Consider the following 15,954-nt stretch of genomic DNA (forward strand, 5'->3'; position numbering starts at 1 on the left):
CGGTGCCTTACCGCTTGGCGATACCCCAACTACTATTTGACTGCAAGCTGATAAATGGTGCGGGACGAGGGACTTGAACCCACACACCTCTCGGCGCCAGAACCTAAATCTGGTGCGTCTACCAATTTCGCCAGTCCCGCAAATTTGGTGGCTACAGCGAGATTCGAACTTGCGACCCCAACATTATGAGTGTTGTGCTCTAACCAACTGAGCTATGTAGCCATCATTTGCTTTACCTTATCGGCTTTGCGGGGCGTATTATCCTGATTTGACCTATTCTCGTCAATCATTTTTTTGCAAAAAACGGATTTTTTAATTTAGTTGATTATAAATAAAACGCTTTTGCTATTTTTTGTTCACATCAAGAACGGAGATCATTCCTACAAAATGCTTCCAATGCAAAGAGCTAAATTGTCCTGGAATGTACCAATTAGAAATGGTTCCATCAAGATATAAGGCATCCTGACAACCAATTTTAAGTAAACCTTGACTCAAGGTATAAAGATTAGGCTCACCTTTTATCGTCATTAAGAAAAGTAATTCATTCTGCTTCGTTAAACACACTGCATTACGCTTATGATAGCTTTCTAGGCTAGCTCGAAATTGTGGATTCATTTTGCCACGAATAATCAACATCGGGCCTGATTGCAACGCAAAATCAGGCTTGAGTTTGCTTTTCTGATACGCGGCGGTTGTTAAAATGTAGGGCTTATTTCCTGCAATGGCGAATACCCCATTAGGCTGCACATGGAAATTACCTTTGCCTGATTTTGTATTTAACGCATTGAGCTCTTTTCCATGCTCAATCCATAATCCCGCTGGCGTATTATTCATGCTATAAATGCCTGCATTCATAATCATTTTCACGTTATAGCTAGGCTCTAAGGCATTTTTGAGACGCGTTAAACTTTGATAATCTTTACCTTCAGCATCCTTCCAATGTAGCTGTACTTCTTCGGGCTTTGCTTGAAAAATTCCGTAAGTAATATTGCCATCATCAAAGGTTCGATATTCCGCTAGGGATGACACACTCATCAGTAACGATACGCTACCGAAAAGTGTGGTCAAAAATTTAATCGTTTTTTTCATTTAAAGGATGGGTTAAATGCAACGCATTTGAAAAGGCATGCAACCCTTCTGCATTACCCGATCGCATCATGGATTGCATGGTTTGGGTTGGTGCATGAATAAGTTTATTTGTTAATTTATAACTCAATTCTTGCAGAATTTTTTCAGCATTCTCACCTTGTTGAATTTGGTGTAACGCTTTTTCGAGTAATTCTTGGCGAGTATTCTCTGCCTCATCACGATAATGACGAATCAAATTGGAAAATTGATGAACCTTCAACCACTCAAAGAAATCCATGCATTCTTGTGTAATGATATCTTGCGCTTGCTCTGATGCTTGCTCACGTTGAGAAAGATTACGCTGGATAATATCTTGCAAATCATCCACAGTGTAATGATACACACTTTCTAATTCCGAGACATTTTCATCAATATCACGAGGCACGGCGATATCAACCATTAAAGTCGGTCTAAATTGGCGTGCTTTCTCCGCAATTTCAGCCATCGCTTTGGTGATTAAAACATTTGGACTGCCTGTTGAGCTGATAACAATATCAGCTTGATTTAGTGGTGTTTGCAATTCATCAAGCGAATACACATCAATCGGTGTATTAGACGCTAAGTTTTCCACCAACTGCTCAGCACGAGATAAAGTGCGGTTAGCAATCATCAATTTTTTTACACCGTGGCGTAATAAATGACGGCTCACCAATTCAATGGTTTCTCCTGCCCCAACAAGTAAAATTTGTAGTTCACGTAAAGATTCAAAAATCTGACGAGCCAAGCTACAAGCCGCATAAGCCACCGATACGGCACTTTCACCAATATTGGTTTCAGTACGCACACGTTTTGCTGTAGCAAAAGTTTTTTGGAACAAGCGAGAAAGCGTGCTCGAAAGTGGAATATTTGCCGCTTGATAATAATCTTCACTGATTTGGAAAGCTTGCTTCACCTGTCCTAAAATTTGCGGCTCCCCCAAAATTAATGAATCCAAACCACAGGCCACTCGCATTAAATGATTTGCAGCTTGTTGATTTTGATGTGTGTAAATACTTTTATTTAATTCATCTACAGAAAGATGATGAATGTTAGCAAACCAATTTATACAGTTCGTTTGCCATTGCTTACACTCTTGAGGTGAAATTTGACGATGGTGAAGATAAATCTCAGTACGGTTACAGGTAGAAAGAATAACCGCACTTTCTGCCAAATCTTGTTGGTGAATTTGTTGTAAAGCAAGCTGCCGCTTTTCTTCAGAAAAAGCGACTTTCTCACGAACAGCGACAGAAGCCGTTTTATGATTAATGCCTAGAACAAGAAGGGTCATAAAAACCTAATAAAAACAACCGCACTTTTATGAATATGCGGCTTAAGTAGAAAGTAAAAGTTTCGCTATTTTAATGAATTGTTGAGAATTGAGCAAATTTCAAGAGAAAAAACTTAATCAAATAGCTAAAATGAGCTAAAACTTATCTTTCGCTAAACGCCATTGCGTAAATTCGTCTAAACTTTTTGCTTGTAAAAACGGATTAATTTGTTTCTCTAATCCAATTGTTGTCGGCAAACTCGGTTTCCCCTCTGATCGATAACGTTCCACTAATACACGTTGATTTTTGACCGCACTTTTATCCGCCAATACGGTTTCTGCAAAAGCTAAATTACCCAGCGTATATTCATGAGCGGGACAAACAACGGTTTCATTCGGTAATTGATTAAAACGTCGCATGGTTTCAAACATTTGAGCAAAATCCCCCGTAAATACGCGACCACAGCCCGCAGAAAATAACGCATCGCCGCAAAATAGATGTCCATCCACCAAATAGCTGATATGCCCTGCCGTATGGCCACCGCTTGGCAAAACTTCAATATGATAATGTGCCGTATTAATCACACCACTATCCATAATATTGGTTGCCCCTTTATTTGCACATTCTGTTGGACCGAAAACTGGCACATTGGGATAATATTGCTTAAATTCCGCGACACCTTGAACATGATCATCATGATTATGGGTTAATAACACCGCTTCTATGTCTAGCTTATTGGATTCTAAATACGGAATTAAACGGGTTATTTCTGGGATATCGATCACAATTACGGAGAAATTTTCTCGTCTATAAAGCCAAATATAGTTATCATTGAGCGCAGGAATAGGAACTAGCATAAATTACCTTATGAAAATAGGATTAACATTGAATTGGAAAGCCAAATGGCACAAACCTCTTCTTTCACCTGAAAGTTGGCAAGCGTTACCACAAGGTGAAGCCTATTGTAACGTATTAACACATTATTTTACCCAATGGACACCAAAAATTTTAGGCTATCAAATTCTGAAAGTCGGTGCCTTAAGTGGAGAAATTGCCTTTGATTTACCTTTACGTCATCAAATTGTATTAGCTGAAAAAACAGCGCATTTTCCCACCGCATTTTTAAATGAAAGTGGCAGTTTGATCCAAGCCTCACCGTTAGCCTTGCCTTTTATTGAAAAAGAAATGGATGCCTGCTTGTTGGCAAACACCTTAAATTTTGCGCAAGATCCTCATCAAATATTGCGTGAAGCGCATCGTGTTTTAAAGGATGACGGCTGGATTTTCATCACGTTATTTAATCCGATGAGTCCATTACTTTTCAAACCTAAGTTAGGTGACTTCAAATTCCGACAATATGCCACTTGGCGAGTCATTGACTGGTTATCGTTATTAAATTTTGATGTGATTGCAGAAGAAAGACTATCTATAAAACAAGAAAAGACCACGCTCTGCTCTCCGCTCACGGTCATCGTTGCCCAAAAACGAACCTATCCCTTAACACTGAATCCGGAGAAAGCGCGGTCAAAAATGCCGGCGTTTTTAGAGCCGGCAGGTGCATTTAAAGAAATAAGAACAGAATGATTATTCTGTGACTTCTTTGATTACTGCAGAAGATGCGTTATTGATCACTGACTCAACGCCTTTTTCTGCTGCAGCTTGAGAAGAATAATATTGGCTACGGCCAATTTCTTGGTGGTTAGCTGCTTTTAATACGAAATAAGGTTTATCATTTTTTGCTACGCGATATTCAAAGTTTTTCGCATCCACGCCATTTTTTTGCACTGAAGCAATACCGTTTTCAGCTGATGCTTTAGTTTTATAAAGTTCGCTAGTTAAAATCACTTGTCCGTTTGCTGCTTTTAAGTTGAACATAAATTGTCCGTCTTTAGCCACTTTTAATTCATAAAATCCTTGAGCCATGATATCTCCCAATTGGTTGATTTGTTTATAATTTTACCCACACAGAAAATGCCTTTCTGCACCAAGCTAATTTACCCTTAAAAATCAAGGAAAACAAGAGTTAAAGCGTATAAATTTTATACTTGATTAGCTCACTAAACTCCCCTATGATGCTGGAACTTTTTATAACAGGAACAATTATGACCGAACAAACATTTATCCCCGGCAAAGATGCCGCACTTGAAGACAGTATTTCAAAATTTCAACAAAAATTGACCGCACTTGGTTTCAATATTGAAGAAGCCTCTTGGCTTAATCCTGTGCCAAATGTATGGTCGGTACACATTCGTGATAAAGATTGCCCACAATGTTTTTCTAACGGCAAAGGCGCCAGCAAAAAAGCCGCATTAGCATCTGCATTAGGTGAATATTTCGAACGTCTTTCCACCAACTATTTCTTTGCGGATTTCTATTTGGGACAAGAAATTGCTAACGGTGATTTCGTTCATTACCCCACTGAAAAATGGTTTCCAATTGAAGACGATTCTCTTTTACCACAAGGGATTTTAGACAATTATTTATGGGATTATTTCGATCCTAACCAAGAACTAACGCCTGAATTACTCGTGGATCTGCAATCTGGTAATTACGATCGTGGTATTGTCGCCATTCCTTATGTGCGCCAATCCGATCAACAAACCGTCTATATTCCACAAAGTATCATTGCGAATTTGTATGTTTCTAACGGGATGTCCGCTGGTAACACACAAAATGAAGCACGAGTGCAAGGGCTTTCAGAAGTTTTTGAGCGTTATGTAAAAAATCGCATTATTGCAGAAGCAATCAGTCTTCCTGAAATTCCAAAATCCGTCATGGATCGTTACCCATCCATTCAAGCCTCTATTGCCAAATTAGAGGAAGAAGGCTTCCCTATTTATGCCTTTGATGCCTCATTAGGTGGTAAATACCCTGTGATTTGCGTGGTATTGCTCAACCCAAATAACGGCACGTGCTTTGCCTCTTTTGGTGCACATCCAAACTTTCAAGTGGCACTAGAGCGTACCGTAACGGAGCTTTTACAAGGCCGCAGTTTAAAAGATCTCGATGTATTCTCGCCTCCATCATTCAATAACGATGATGTAGCTGAACACGCTAACCTTGAAACTCACTTCATTGATTCTAGTGGTTTGATTTCTTGGGATTTATTTAAAAATACGCCAGATTATGAGTTTGTAGATTGGGATTTTTCAGGTTCAACCCAAGAAGAATATGAAAACTTGATGGCAATCTTTAACGCGGAAGAAAAAGAAGTCTATATCATGGATTACAACCATTTAGACGTTCACGCTTGCCGCATTATTGTGCCTGGCATGTCTGATATCTACCCTGCTGATGATCTCATTTATGCCAATAACAACATGGGTATGGACTGGCGCGAGATCTTATTAGATTTGCCACACCATCATCATGATGCTGAAACTTACGAAGAATTATTAGCAGAATTAGATGAGCAAGATATTGACGATGCCACACGTGTTCGAGAATTTATCGGTATCGTGGCGCCAAAAGCAAGCGGTTGGACCACATTACGTGTTGGTGAACTTAAATCCATGCTCTACTTAGCATTAGGTGAATTAGAATTAGCCTTAGATTGGGCTAACTGGACGATGAATATGAACAGCTCCGTGTTTACACCAGAGCGTGCAAATTACTATCGTGCTTTAATCAGTATCATTGAATTGCATTTAGACAATACTCGCGATCCACAACAATATCGTACTGTATTTGAAAGAATGTATGGCAAAGAAGCCGTTCAACAAGCTTGGGCTGCAGTGGCAGAAAAAGGTAACCCGTTCTATAACTTGCCAGCCAGCGATGAAACGCTTGAAAACTTCAAAGAACACCAAGCTTTACTTGGTGCTTATGCGAAATTACAAAAAGCCAAACGAGAAAATTGGAAATAGACGATTTTTTCGCAATCATAAGGCGGACTTCATGTCTGCCTTATTTATTTCCGCATTAAAAAACTGCTTTAAAATCAACAGCACTTTTCACACAAAAACGCTTAAATTTATGCTATAATCCGTCACAATTTTTTGATCAAAAAAGGAATAAAAATGACGGATTCAATCCATTCCTCTATTACCCCAGTCAATATTGAAGAAGAACTAAAATCTTCTTACCTTGACTACGCCATGTCGGTGATTGTTGGGCGTGCTTTGCCCGATGTGCGTGACGGTTTAAAACCAGTACATCGACGTGTGCTTTTCTCCATGGATCAATCTGGCATCACTGCCAGCAAAAAATACGTAAAATCTGCCCGTGTGGTAGGTGATGTAATCGGTAAATATCACCCGCATGGTGATTCTGCGGTGTATGACACCATTGTGCGTATGGCACAGCCGTTCTCATTGCGCTACATGTTGGTAGATGGGCAAGGTAACTTTGGTTCAATTGACGGTGATGCGCCAGCGGCAATGCGTTATACCGAAGTCCGTATGCAAAAAATTACCCAAGCGTTATTAACTGACTTGGATAAAGAAACCGTGAATTTCTCGCCAAACTATGATGGCGAATTAATGATTCCGGACGTATTACCAACCCGTATTCCTGCGCTTTTAGCAAACGGTTCTTCTGGTATTGCGGTGGGGATGGCAACCAACATTCCACCACACAACTTAAATGAAGTTTTAGATGGCTGCTTGGCTTATATTGATAATGAAAACATCACCATTGATGAATTAATGCAATATATTCCTGGCCCAGATTTCCCAACAGCGGCATTGATTAATGGCCGTAAAGGGATTGAAGAAGCTTATCGCACGGGGCGCGGCAAAGTGTATGTTCGCGCTCGTGCTAGCGTGGAAACCACAGATAAAGGCAAAGAACAAATCATTGTGACTGAATTGCCTTATCAGGTGAACAAAGCCAAATTAGTGGAAAAAATTGCTGAGCTTATCAAAGATAAAAAAATCGAAGGTATCAGCAATATTATCGATCTTTCTAACAAAGAAGGGATCCGCATTGAAATTGACATCAAACGTGATGCCGTAGGCGAAGTCGTATTAAATCACCTCTATGCGCTTACCCAAATGCAGGTGACCTTCGGGATCAACATGGTGGCCTTAGATCACGGTCAACCACGTTTATTCAACTTAAAACAAATCATTGAAGCCTTTGTGATGCACCGTCGCGAAGTGGTGATTCGCCGTTCTTTATTTGAATTGCGTAAAGCCCGCGAGCGTACCCATATTTTAGAAGGTTTAGCGGTTGCAACCTCAAATATCGATGAAATCATCGACATCATCCGTCAATCGAAAGAGCGTAAAGAAGCGGCTGAAAAGTTAATTTCTCGCCCTTGGAAACTCAACAGTGAGATCTTAGGCTTACTTGATGCAGCGGCACGCCCAGCTGAATTAGCCGCTGAATTTGGTATTCAAGGTTCTGATTACTATCTTTCTCCAGAACAAGTTGATGCAATCTTAGAACTTCGCTTACATCGTTTAACCGGTCTTGCTACCGAAGAAGTGATCAATGAATACAAAGAGTTATTGGTTAAAATTGCAGAACTTCTCCACATCATCAATAGCCCTGAACGCTTGATGGAAGTGATTCGTGAAGAACTTGAACAAGTACGTGCACAATTCGCAGACGAACGTCGTACCGAAATTACTGCAGCTTCTGGTGACATTGATTTAGAAGATCTAATCGCTCAAGAAGATGTGGTTGTGACCCTTTCTCACGAAGGTTATGTAAAATATCAACCACTTACTGACTACGAAGCACAACGTCGTGGTGGTAAAGGTAAATCTGCAACGAAGATGAAAGATGAAGACTTCATCGAAAAACTCTTAGTAGCGAATACTCACGATACGATTCTCTGCTTCTCGAGCCGTGGTCGCTTATATTGGTTGAAAGTCTATCAATTACCACAAGCCAGCCGTGGTGCGCGTGGTCGTCCAATTGTCAATATTCTACCGTTACAAGAAAATGAGCGTATTACCGCAATCTTGCCAATCTCTGCTTATGAAGAAGATAAATTCGTCATCATGGCAACGGCCGGCGGTATTGTGAAGAAAATTGCACTAACCGAATTCAGCCGTCCACGTTCAAGCGGTATCATCGCCTTAAACTTACGTGATGAAGATGAATTAATTGGTGTAGATATCACTGATGGTTCTAACGAAATCATGTTGTTCTCTTCGCAAGGTCGCGTAGTACGTTTCGCTGAAAGCGCAGTACGTGCAATGGGTCGTTTAGCAACAGGTGTACGCGGTATTAAGCTTGCCCTTACTAACGACATCGCTGACGATGAAAGTGCGGTCGAAATTGAAGACGTTTCTGACGATAATGCAGAAGAAACTCTCGATCTCAACATCGATAAAGTCGTTTCCTTAGTTGTACCGAAAAATGATGGTGCAATTCTTACTGCGACGCAAAACGGTTATGGAAAACGTACCCAACTAAGCGAATACCCAACCAAATCGCGTAATACCAAAGGGGTGATTTCGATTAAAGTGAGCGAACGTAACGGTAAAGTCGTTGCGGCGACACAAGTAGAAGAAACCGACCAAATTATGCTTATCACTGATGCAGGTACCTTAGTGCGTACTCGTGTAAGTGAAGTAAGTATCGTTGGCCGTAACACCCAAGGGGTTCGTTTAATTCGTACCGCAGAAGATGAACACGTAGTCAGTCTTGAACGTGTTTGTGATGTGGATGATGAAGACGAAGGCACTGAAGATGTGACTTCTGAAGAATAATTGATCTTCCATTAAATAAAAGCCCCGCGTTTTGATATGCAGGGCTTTTTTATTAGCATCTAAAAATCTCTTTTAGGGATCTATTCTATTGATGAAAACTACTCGCCTTCTTCTAATTCATCAGCCATTGCCGCAAGAATTTCACGGGTTAAATACGCTAATGAACGATAGAAAGGAAGTGTGGCATAAGTTTCTACTTGGGTTAAGAATTTCGCTGCACAAGGCAACAGGAAATCACCGAATAAATCCTGTTGAGCGGATAGTGATTCTGTGTTGTCTTCTAACCAAGAAGCTGTAAGCAATAACAAGGCGAAATGATCCACATTCTCTGCCTCTGGCACGTTACGAGCATGACGGAAATCCACAAAACGTTGCACATCTATATCATAACTTGAAATAGCTGTCGGCACGTTACCGTTTGGACCAAACAATTTTTGATATTCTTGATCAAGTAACGTTAAATCAATTTTCATCTGTAAATTATCAATGGCCACTTCGCTTTCTTTATCCGTAGAAAGTGCCCACACTTGACTTAAACCTTGTTGCTGCAGCCAATCAAATACCCCACTTAAAATTGGATCCGTAGGGCTGCGATAAAATAAATTGCCGAATAAGCGGCTAATTAAAGAGAAATTATTGACTTGAGTTTCTGACATCTGTTGCTTTCCTATAATTGTGCTCAAGATTGAGCTAAAAGTGCGGTCAATTTTGCTGCTGTTTTTTCAGCAGCTTCATCAAGCATCGCTTGGCGGGCTGCATCATCGATAATATGAATATCTCCGAATAAAGTGTAATCCACATTCTCGATACCACAATAATTAAATAACCCATTGATCAAACAATGATTAAGAGATTTATCTACACCGTATTCTTGATATTGCGCCACGCTGCTACCAATGGTGATAAACTGCTGCATTACTTTGCCTTGAATTAGACCTTTGGATTCACCATTTTCTGTCTTATAAGCAAAACCATGGCTTAACACACGATCTAAATAGCCTTTTAAAATTGCAGGAAAGCCCATCCACCATAACGGATAAACCATCGTAATTAAATCAGCTTGGCGAATAAAATCATGCTCTTGCTGAATTTCCGCTGGAATTATACCCTTATTGGCCGATTGTAATTCTTCAAAGGAAATAATTGGATTAAATTCCATGGTGTAAAGATCGCGCAAATGGGTTTCAACACCAAGCTGTTGGCTTGCTTTTACAACGCGATCCACGATGGCGCGACCAAAACTTTTTTGGCTATTGGGATGCGCAAAAATAATCAAATGATTCATTCTTCTACCTTTTTAACTAACAGTGTAATGCCATCAACACGTTCTACCACCACAAGATCATTCACATTTAGGTGCTCGCCTTGAATTCTCCATGTAGTATCGCCAAAAGCACCACGACCAATCCCGTTAGAACCGATTTCTAATACCGTGCCTTTTTTACCTAACAGAGTATGATCCCGTTGGTTTAAGGTTGTACGTGATTGATCTTGATTATCTTTGCTATGCTGGTATTTCCACCAAAGCAACGAGAGAATAATCGCTAAAACCGCATAAAAAATGGCTAAGGCGGTTAAGGATAAAGTTGGTACCAACGCCATCACACCTGCCGTCACAATCGCAGCCAAGCCCCACCACAATAAAAACACACCAGGTACGAGAGTTTCAGCGATTAATAACACAAAACCTAATACCAACCAATGCCATACTGACCAAGTTGTTAACCAATCTGCCATATCAACTCCTTGAGAGAAAAAGTGCGGTCATTTTTAACCGCACTTTAAGAAATTACGCTTTTTTGTCGCCTTTTAACAATTCAGCAATGCCCGCTACCGAACCAATTAAATTGCCTGCTTCAAGTGGCATCATGACTACTTTGCTGTTCGGTGAACCACCGATTTGTTTTAAGGCTTCTGTGTATTTTTGTGCAATGAAGTAATTGATCGCTTTGGTATCACCGCTAGCAATCGCTTCTGACACCATTTGGGTTGCTTTCGCTTCCGCTTCTGCTGCACGTTCACGCGCTTCTGCTTGTAAGAAGGCTTCTTGACGCTCCCCTTCTGCCTTCAGAATACGGGCTTGTTTTTCCCCTTCTGCACGTAGAATTTCCGCCTGACGAATACCTTCGGCTTCCAATACTTCCGCACGTTTATTACGTTCTGCTTTCATTTGGGCATTCATGGAGTCAATCAATTCACGTGGTGGACGAACATCGCGAATTTCAATACGGGTGACTTTAATCCCCCAAGGATTGGTCGCTTCATCCACAATTGCCAACAAGCGACCATTAATGGAATCACGTTGGGAAAGCATTTCATCCAATTCCATCGAACCTAAGACGGTACGAATGTTAGTCATGGTTAAATTGATAATCGCCTGTTCTAAATGATTCACTTCATAAGCTGCACTACGGGCATCAATAACCTGAACGAAACAGACCGCATCAATGGATACGTTGGCGTTATCCTTAGAAATAACTTCTTGTGACGGAATATCTAATACTTGTTCCATCATATTGATCTTACGGCCAACACGATCCACAAATGGCACAACGAAGTTTAAGCCTGGCATTAAGGTGTGGGTATAACGCCCAAAACGCTCAATCGTCCAGTTATAACCTTGCGGTACAGTTTTGAGTGCTGAAAAAAGTACGACCACGACTAATACAATAAAAACAACTGCGGCAATAGATAAGCCTTCCATAGATCGCTCCTTAATGATGAGTAAATATACGAAAAGTCTATCAAATTAGACCGCACTTTGTACATAAATATATTTATCATTTTCTCTTATAAATTCAAAAAGATGTGTAATGCAATTCGGGGCATCTGAATTTTGGTGAGAGACAAATAAGAGTTGAGTTTTGCTATTATTTACCAATTGCTCAATAAAATGTTTCACTAGCTTGCGATTTAATCCATCAAGCCCTTGAAAAGGCTCATCTAAAATTAAAACAGGTGGATGCTTCACCATTGCTCGTGTAATTAAAAGCAAACGTTGCTGCCCCCAAGAAAGTGAACGAAATGGCGTTTTTGCTAAATGAGTAAGATTTAAACGAGCTAACCACTGCATGGCTTTCAAACGAATTGCCTCTGGTACTTGTTGATAAATCCCAATACTGTCAAAAAAGCCTGAAATGATCACATCTAGCACGGAACAATTTACACGATAATCTAAATGTAGTTGGCTACTTACGTAACCAATCTTTTGTTTAATGTCCCAAATGGTTTCGCCTGAACCACGTTGTTTACCAAAGATGACCACATGATTCGCAAAGGCTTGCGGATGATCACCTGTAATTAAAGAAAGTAAGGTAGATTTCCCTGCACCATTTGGTCCTTTAATCCACCAATTTTCACGAGGCTTAACAACCCAGTTTAAATGATCCAAAATGACTTTATCGCCATACTGGACAGTGACATTTTTAAGCTCAAAGTGCGGTTGGTTTTCAGGCAATTTTAGTAATGCTGAGGCAGGCTCAGGCAACGCAACATCAACAGACTGCTCTGCATACACTAATTGTTGATAAATACTTTGTTGCTCAATGGATTGGCGTTCACCTTCTAGTACCAATTCCAAATTTTCCAACATTGCTAAATGAGTCGCTTCAGCAGGAATATCAGCCAGACGATTAACAATTAGAACGATTGCACATTCTTTTTTTAGTTCTTTCAACATCGCCATCCAATCTTGCACTGATTGCTGATCTAGCCCTTCAAAAGGCTCATCTAAAATTAATAAATCAGGCTTTTGCAATAATGTTTGTGCCAATAAGACTTTTCGTGTTTCCCCAGTGGAAAGTTTGATAAAGAAACGATCTAAGAGATAAGTAATCCCTAATTTTTCTGCAATTTGTTCACAAAAACTGATCTCAGAGCTGCCATTTAAAATGGTTTCTCTTGCAGTTTTACCAAAAAAATCAGGATCGGTATCATCATTATTTAAGTTTTTTAATGTCGCTTCAAGAATTTCTCGTTGTTTTTCAAAAGAAAAGGATTGAACACGTTTGAAAGTATTACGATACTCCCCTTCCTGTAAAAGCAATTTATGTTGCAAAGCTAACGCAAACGCTGATTTCCCACTCCCATTACTGCCTACTACAACCCAATATTGTTGTGACTTAATCGCAAAGTGCGGTAAATTTAAGGTCTGTTTTTGATAAAGCTCAAATTTTGCTTGCTGAATTAAAAGCGTCATTCTCTTTCCTTTAAAAACAAAAGGCGAGCTATTGCCCGCCTTGTAAGATGAATTGAATTAACCGTTTTTACGCTCTTCTTCAATACATACTGCCGCAGTAAATAGTACGTCAGTTGAAGAGTTAAGTGCTGTTTCTGTCGAGTCTTGTAAAATACCAATCACAAAACCTACACCGATCATTTGAGCCGCGATATCATCAGTGATACCAAATAAGCTACAAGCTAATGGGATCAATAATAGTGAGCCACCAGCCACACCAGAAGCACCACATGCACAAAGCGCCGCAACAATACTTAATAATACAGCACTTACAAAAGATACTTCTATACCTAATGTATGAACAGCCGCTAACGTTAATACAGTAATGGTAATCGCTGCCCCCGCCATATTGATATTTGCACCTAATGGAATTGCCACTGAATAGGTTTCTTCATCAAGATTTAAGCGTTTTGCTAATTCAATGTTTACAGGAATATTTGCCGCAGAACTACGTGTAAAGAATGCGGTTACACCACTTTCACGCACACAAGTCCAAACTAATGGATATGGGTTACGACGGATTTTCCAATAAACGAGAATTGGATTAAGTACAAAAGCTGTAAATAACATTGTACCGATTAATACGAACAATAAGTGAACATATCCACCTAACGCAGATAACCCTTTGTCAGATAATGTTTCAGCCACTAAACCAAATACACCGAAAGGCGCAAATGAAATAATCACGTGAACAATTTTAGAAATACCTTCCGCAAAATCAAACACAACTTGTTTAGTTGCATCAGAGGCATGACGAAGGGCTAATCCTAAACCAATAGACCACGCCAACACACCAATAAAGTTGGCTTTGAAAATTGCATTTAATGGGTTATCTACCACGTTCAATACTAAAGTCAGCATTACCTGGCCAACAGATTGAGGCGCAGAACTTGCATCTTCTTTTACTGCAAGTGCAACATCTGATGGAAATGCCATACTTGCAATTACCGCAGCAACAGCGGCTAAGAAAGTCCCTACAAGATAAAGCACAATAATTTCTTTCATATTACTTTTTGAGCCGACTTTTTTATTCGCTAAGGCCGCCATAACAAGGAAGAAAATTAAAATTGGAGCAACTGCACGCAATGCTTTAACAAAAATTTGACCTAGCACACCAAAGCTAGATGCAAGATCAACCCCTGTTGAATTTTTTACACTCTCATTCACCAAGGCAACAAGGATCCCGAGTACTAAACCAACTGCAATTCGTTTTACCAAATTACCCTGGAACAGAAAATGAAATAAACGTGATGTATTCATAATAATTTTAAATAAAGATTAAGTTGAACTTCGGATCGTTACGATCCACCGAATCCCGACAAAGATAGCTCAAATTTTATTTAAAAGAAAATTTTTTCTTTATTATTTTGTTAAAAAATTGAACTTTTTTAATAAGGAATGAATTTTTTCTAAAATTTCCGTCTATAAAAAAATTTTTTCTATACCCTATTGACATACTGTATCTAATAACAGTATATTAATACTGTATAAACAACCAATGATTAAAAACACACAAACTAAAAAGGAACACTAGATGATGAACTACGCAAATACAGTTGCACAACATGATACGACGTTTTCTTATCATCCTATGCCATTTTTCAATGATGTTGAGAATAAATCAACATTTAATAAAAAATTAGATCTCAACCTTTATTGCATCAAACGTCCACAGCAAACTTGTTTTATTCGTGTTACCAATCCAAATATGCTTGCTTGGGGGATTGAAATGGGTGATATGTTAGTTGTTGAAAAAAATGACAGCCTTTTCATTGGGGATCTTATCGTCTTAGAAAAACAAGACGAGTTCCATATTTATGAATTTGCCGGCGTAAGTGATAATGAATTTGTATTCATGGCATTAGATTCTAAAGTGGAAAACATTAAAACAACGCAATGGACAAACTTACCATTAGTTGGCACTGTGACGAATACCATCCATCAAATGAAACCAAGAAGAGACTTAATGAAATTTGCGGCTTAAGCCAAACATCAAATAATCTAAACAAAGAAAAAGTGCGATTAAAATTAACCGCACTTTTTGTTAAAATAAAAATTGTAATTACATCACACGACGAGATTGTGTGTAGGTTCTTGCCCAGTAATCTTCATCTAATGAACTAATGGTTACACCTTGACTTGAACTTGCATGCATAAATTGGTTATTACCAATATAAACACCTACATGGTTATTTCGACGGAAGAATACTAAATCGCCTTTACGCAATTCATTCTTTTGGATTTGACGACCTAAATAACGCTGTTCTGAAGTTGAACGAGGCAGTTCCATACCGTAAGCATCAAGGAAAGCTGTTTGCATAAATGCAGAGCAATCAATACCACGTTTTGTAGTTCCTCCCATTCTATAACGTGTTCCCACCCATTCATTATAAACTTGAGAAAGTGCTTTATCACCAATTAAACCGGATTTAGGACGGTTTGTTCTTAATTTAGAATGAATTTCACTTTTTTTTCCATCTAAACCAGCAATCAATCCCGCTAACTCGGCATCATCACTTTCAGCAATAACACCGTTTTGAGCCTGCCTAGGGCTATTAGAGCAGGCCGTTGTCAACACGGCCAAACCTACAATAATCAAAATCTTCTTTAACATAGCCTTTAAATAATAAAATAATATAAAACAAAATTGGTCGAATTCTATCAGAAAGCTATTATC

The 15,954-nt window shown here is 39.3% G+C and carries 15 protein-coding genes and 2 tRNA genes; 4 read left to right on the forward strand and 13 right to left on the reverse strand.

Translation table 11 applies throughout. The features are described from left to right. Nucleotides 1–55 precede the first annotated feature (55 nt). The 5 genes from HMPREF3263_RS05845 to gloB form a co-directional block, all read right to left on the reverse strand. Nucleotides 56–140: transfer RNA gene (locus tag HMPREF3263_RS05845), tRNA-Leu, on the reverse strand. A 5-nt stretch (nucleotides 141–145) separates the two neighbouring features. Further along, a tRNA-Met gene (locus HMPREF3263_RS05850) sits at nucleotides 146–222 on the reverse strand. A 123-nt stretch (nucleotides 223–345) separates the two neighbouring features. Then, nucleotides 346–1,035 (reverse strand): phosphodiester glycosidase family protein, encoded by a 690-nt coding sequence (locus HMPREF3263_RS05855; protein ID WP_239658548.1) that lies wholly within the window; start codon nucleotides 1,033–1,035, stop codon nucleotides 346–348. A gap of 37 nt (nucleotides 1,036–1,072) precedes the next feature. After that, complete coding sequence (gene hemA, locus HMPREF3263_RS05860; protein WP_070853089.1) at nucleotides 1,073–2,395, reverse strand: glutamyl-tRNA reductase; 1,323 nt, start codon at nucleotides 2,393–2,395, stop codon at nucleotides 1,073–1,075. Between the two features lie 135 nt (nucleotides 2,396–2,530). Beyond that, entirely contained in the window at nucleotides 2,531–3,232 is a 702-nt protein-coding gene (gloB, locus tag HMPREF3263_RS05865) for a hydroxyacylglutathione hydrolase (RefSeq protein ID WP_065243119.1), read from the reverse strand. 28 nt (nucleotides 3,233–3,260) lie between these two features. Between gloB and HMPREF3263_RS05870 the strand changes: the two genes are divergently transcribed. Beyond that, on the forward strand, nucleotides 3,261–3,959 hold the full coding sequence (locus HMPREF3263_RS05870) for a class I SAM-dependent methyltransferase (RefSeq protein ID WP_080971646.1): 699 nt from the start codon (nucleotides 3,261–3,263) through the stop codon (nucleotides 3,957–3,959). Here HMPREF3263_RS05870 and HMPREF3263_RS05875 read toward each other — a convergent pair whose 3' ends face one another. After that, a complete protein-coding gene (locus tag HMPREF3263_RS05875; RefSeq protein WP_005695704.1) occupies nucleotides 3,960–4,298 on the reverse strand; it encodes a YegP family protein in 339 nt (112 codons plus the stop codon). It lies immediately after the preceding gene. 179 nt (nucleotides 4,299–4,477) lie between these two features. Between HMPREF3263_RS05875 and ycaO the strand changes: the two genes are divergently transcribed. After that, nucleotides 4,478–6,241, forward strand: a complete 1,764-nt coding sequence (ycaO, locus tag HMPREF3263_RS05880) for a 30S ribosomal protein S12 methylthiotransferase accessory factor YcaO (RefSeq protein ID WP_070853090.1) — start codon at nucleotides 4,478–4,480, stop codon at nucleotides 6,239–6,241. Between the two features lie 153 nt (nucleotides 6,242–6,394). Beyond that, nucleotides 6,395–9,040 (forward strand): DNA topoisomerase (ATP-hydrolyzing) subunit A, encoded by a 2,646-nt coding sequence (gyrA, locus tag HMPREF3263_RS05885; RefSeq protein ID WP_005698221.1) that lies wholly within the window; start codon nucleotides 6,395–6,397, stop codon nucleotides 9,038–9,040. A 98-nt stretch (nucleotides 9,041–9,138) separates the two neighbouring features. On the opposite strand, the gene HMPREF3263_RS05890 is transcribed toward gyrA, so the two are convergent. Genes HMPREF3263_RS05890 through sstT form a run of 6 tightly spaced genes read right to left on the reverse strand, consistent with a single transcriptional unit; the run spans nucleotide 9,139 to nucleotide 14,537 of the window. Continuing rightward, nucleotides 9,139–9,696, reverse strand: coding sequence for a TorD/DmsD family molecular chaperone (locus HMPREF3263_RS05890; protein WP_005698279.1), 558 nt, complete (start codon nucleotides 9,694–9,696; stop codon nucleotides 9,139–9,141). Nucleotides 9,697–9,719: 23 nt separating this feature from the next. Next, a complete protein-coding gene (locus HMPREF3263_RS05895) occupies nucleotides 9,720–10,325 on the reverse strand; it encodes an NAD(P)H-dependent oxidoreductase (RefSeq protein WP_005698234.1) in 606 nt (201 codons plus the stop codon). Beyond that, complete coding sequence (locus HMPREF3263_RS05900; RefSeq protein ID WP_005698256.1) at nucleotides 10,322–10,777, reverse strand: NfeD family protein; 456 nt, start codon at nucleotides 10,775–10,777, stop codon at nucleotides 10,322–10,324. The genes HMPREF3263_RS05895 and HMPREF3263_RS05900 overlap by 4 nt, the downstream gene beginning before the upstream one ends. 52 nt (nucleotides 10,778–10,829) lie before the next feature. Next, nucleotides 10,830–11,744, reverse strand: coding sequence for an SPFH domain-containing protein (locus tag HMPREF3263_RS05905; RefSeq protein ID WP_005698248.1), 915 nt, complete (start codon nucleotides 11,742–11,744; stop codon nucleotides 10,830–10,832). A 45-nt stretch (nucleotides 11,745–11,789) separates the two neighbouring features. Then, nucleotides 11,790–13,238 carry a molybdate ABC transporter ATP-binding protein ModF gene (gene modF, locus HMPREF3263_RS05910; protein ID WP_005698273.1) on the reverse strand — a complete coding sequence of 483 codons (1,449 nt, stop codon included), beginning with the start codon at nucleotides 13,236–13,238 and terminating at the stop codon, nucleotides 11,790–11,792. 57 nt (nucleotides 13,239–13,295) lie between these two features. Next, nucleotides 13,296–14,537, reverse strand: a complete 1,242-nt coding sequence (sstT, locus tag HMPREF3263_RS05915; protein WP_005698207.1) for a serine/threonine transporter SstT — start codon at nucleotides 14,535–14,537, stop codon at nucleotides 13,296–13,298. 274 nt (nucleotides 14,538–14,811) lie between these two features. Here sstT and HMPREF3263_RS05920 point away from each other — a divergent pair, with 274 nt between their 5' ends. After that, on the forward strand, nucleotides 14,812–15,261 hold the full coding sequence (locus HMPREF3263_RS05920) for a LexA family protein (RefSeq protein WP_005698218.1): 450 nt from the start codon (nucleotides 14,812–14,814) through the stop codon (nucleotides 15,259–15,261). A 78-nt stretch (nucleotides 15,262–15,339) separates the two neighbouring features. On the opposite strand, the gene HMPREF3263_RS05925 is transcribed toward HMPREF3263_RS05920, so the two are convergent. Continuing rightward, a complete protein-coding gene (locus tag HMPREF3263_RS05925) occupies nucleotides 15,340–15,891 on the reverse strand; it encodes an NlpC/P60 family protein (protein WP_005698228.1) in 552 nt (183 codons plus the stop codon). Between the last annotated feature and the right edge of the window lie 63 nt (nucleotides 15,892–15,954).

It is taken from the genome of Haemophilus sp. HMSC61B11 (genome assembly GCF_001838615.1).
GTDB classification, from domain to species: Bacteria; Pseudomonadota; Gammaproteobacteria; order Enterobacterales; family Pasteurellaceae; genus Haemophilus_D; species Haemophilus_D parainfluenzae_AD.

Bases quoted from the DNA above. Each gene is read 5' to 3' on its own strand.
- HMPREF3263_RS05855 (WP_239658548.1), bottom strand. From the start codon at position 1,035: ATGAGTGTGTCATCCCTAGCGGAATATCGAACCTTTGATGATGGCAAT.
- hemA (WP_070853089.1), bottom strand. From the start codon at position 2,395: ATGACCCTTCTTGTTCTAGGCATTAATCATAAAACGGCTTCTGTCGCT.
- gloB (WP_065243119.1), bottom strand. From the start codon at position 3,232: ATGCTAGTTCCTATTCCTGCGCTCAATGATAACTATATTTGGCTTTAT.
- HMPREF3263_RS05875 (WP_005695704.1), bottom strand. From the start codon at position 4,298: ATGGCTCAAGGATTTTATGAATTAAAAGTGGCTAAAGACGGACAATTT.
- ycaO (WP_070853090.1), top strand. From the start codon at position 4,478: ATGACCGAACAAACATTTATCCCCGGCAAAGATGCCGCACTTGAAGAC.
- gyrA (WP_005698221.1), top strand. From the start codon at position 6,395: ATGACGGATTCAATCCATTCCTCTATTACCCCAGTCAATATTGAAGAA.
- HMPREF3263_RS05890 (WP_005698279.1), bottom strand. From the start codon at position 9,696: ATGTCAGAAACTCAAGTCAATAATTTCTCTTTAATTAGCCGCTTATTC.
- HMPREF3263_RS05895 (WP_005698234.1), bottom strand. From the start codon at position 10,325: ATGAATCATTTGATTATTTTTGCGCATCCCAATAGCCAAAAAAGTTTT.
- HMPREF3263_RS05900 (WP_005698256.1), bottom strand. From the start codon at position 10,777: ATGGCAGATTGGTTAACAACTTGGTCAGTATGGCATTGGTTGGTATTA.
- HMPREF3263_RS05905 (WP_005698248.1), bottom strand. From the start codon at position 11,744: ATGGAAGGCTTATCTATTGCCGCAGTTGTTTTTATTGTATTAGTCGTG.
- modF (WP_005698273.1), bottom strand. From the start codon at position 13,238: ATGACGCTTTTAATTCAGCAAGCAAAATTTGAGCTTTATCAAAAACAG.
- sstT (WP_005698207.1), bottom strand. From the start codon at position 14,537: ATGAATACATCACGTTTATTTCATTTTCTGTTCCAGGGTAATTTGGTA.
- HMPREF3263_RS05920 (WP_005698218.1), top strand. From the start codon at position 14,812: ATGATGAACTACGCAAATACAGTTGCACAACATGATACGACGTTTTCT.
- HMPREF3263_RS05925 (WP_005698228.1), bottom strand. From the start codon at position 15,891: ATGTTAAAGAAGATTTTGATTATTGTAGGTTTGGCCGTGTTGACAACG.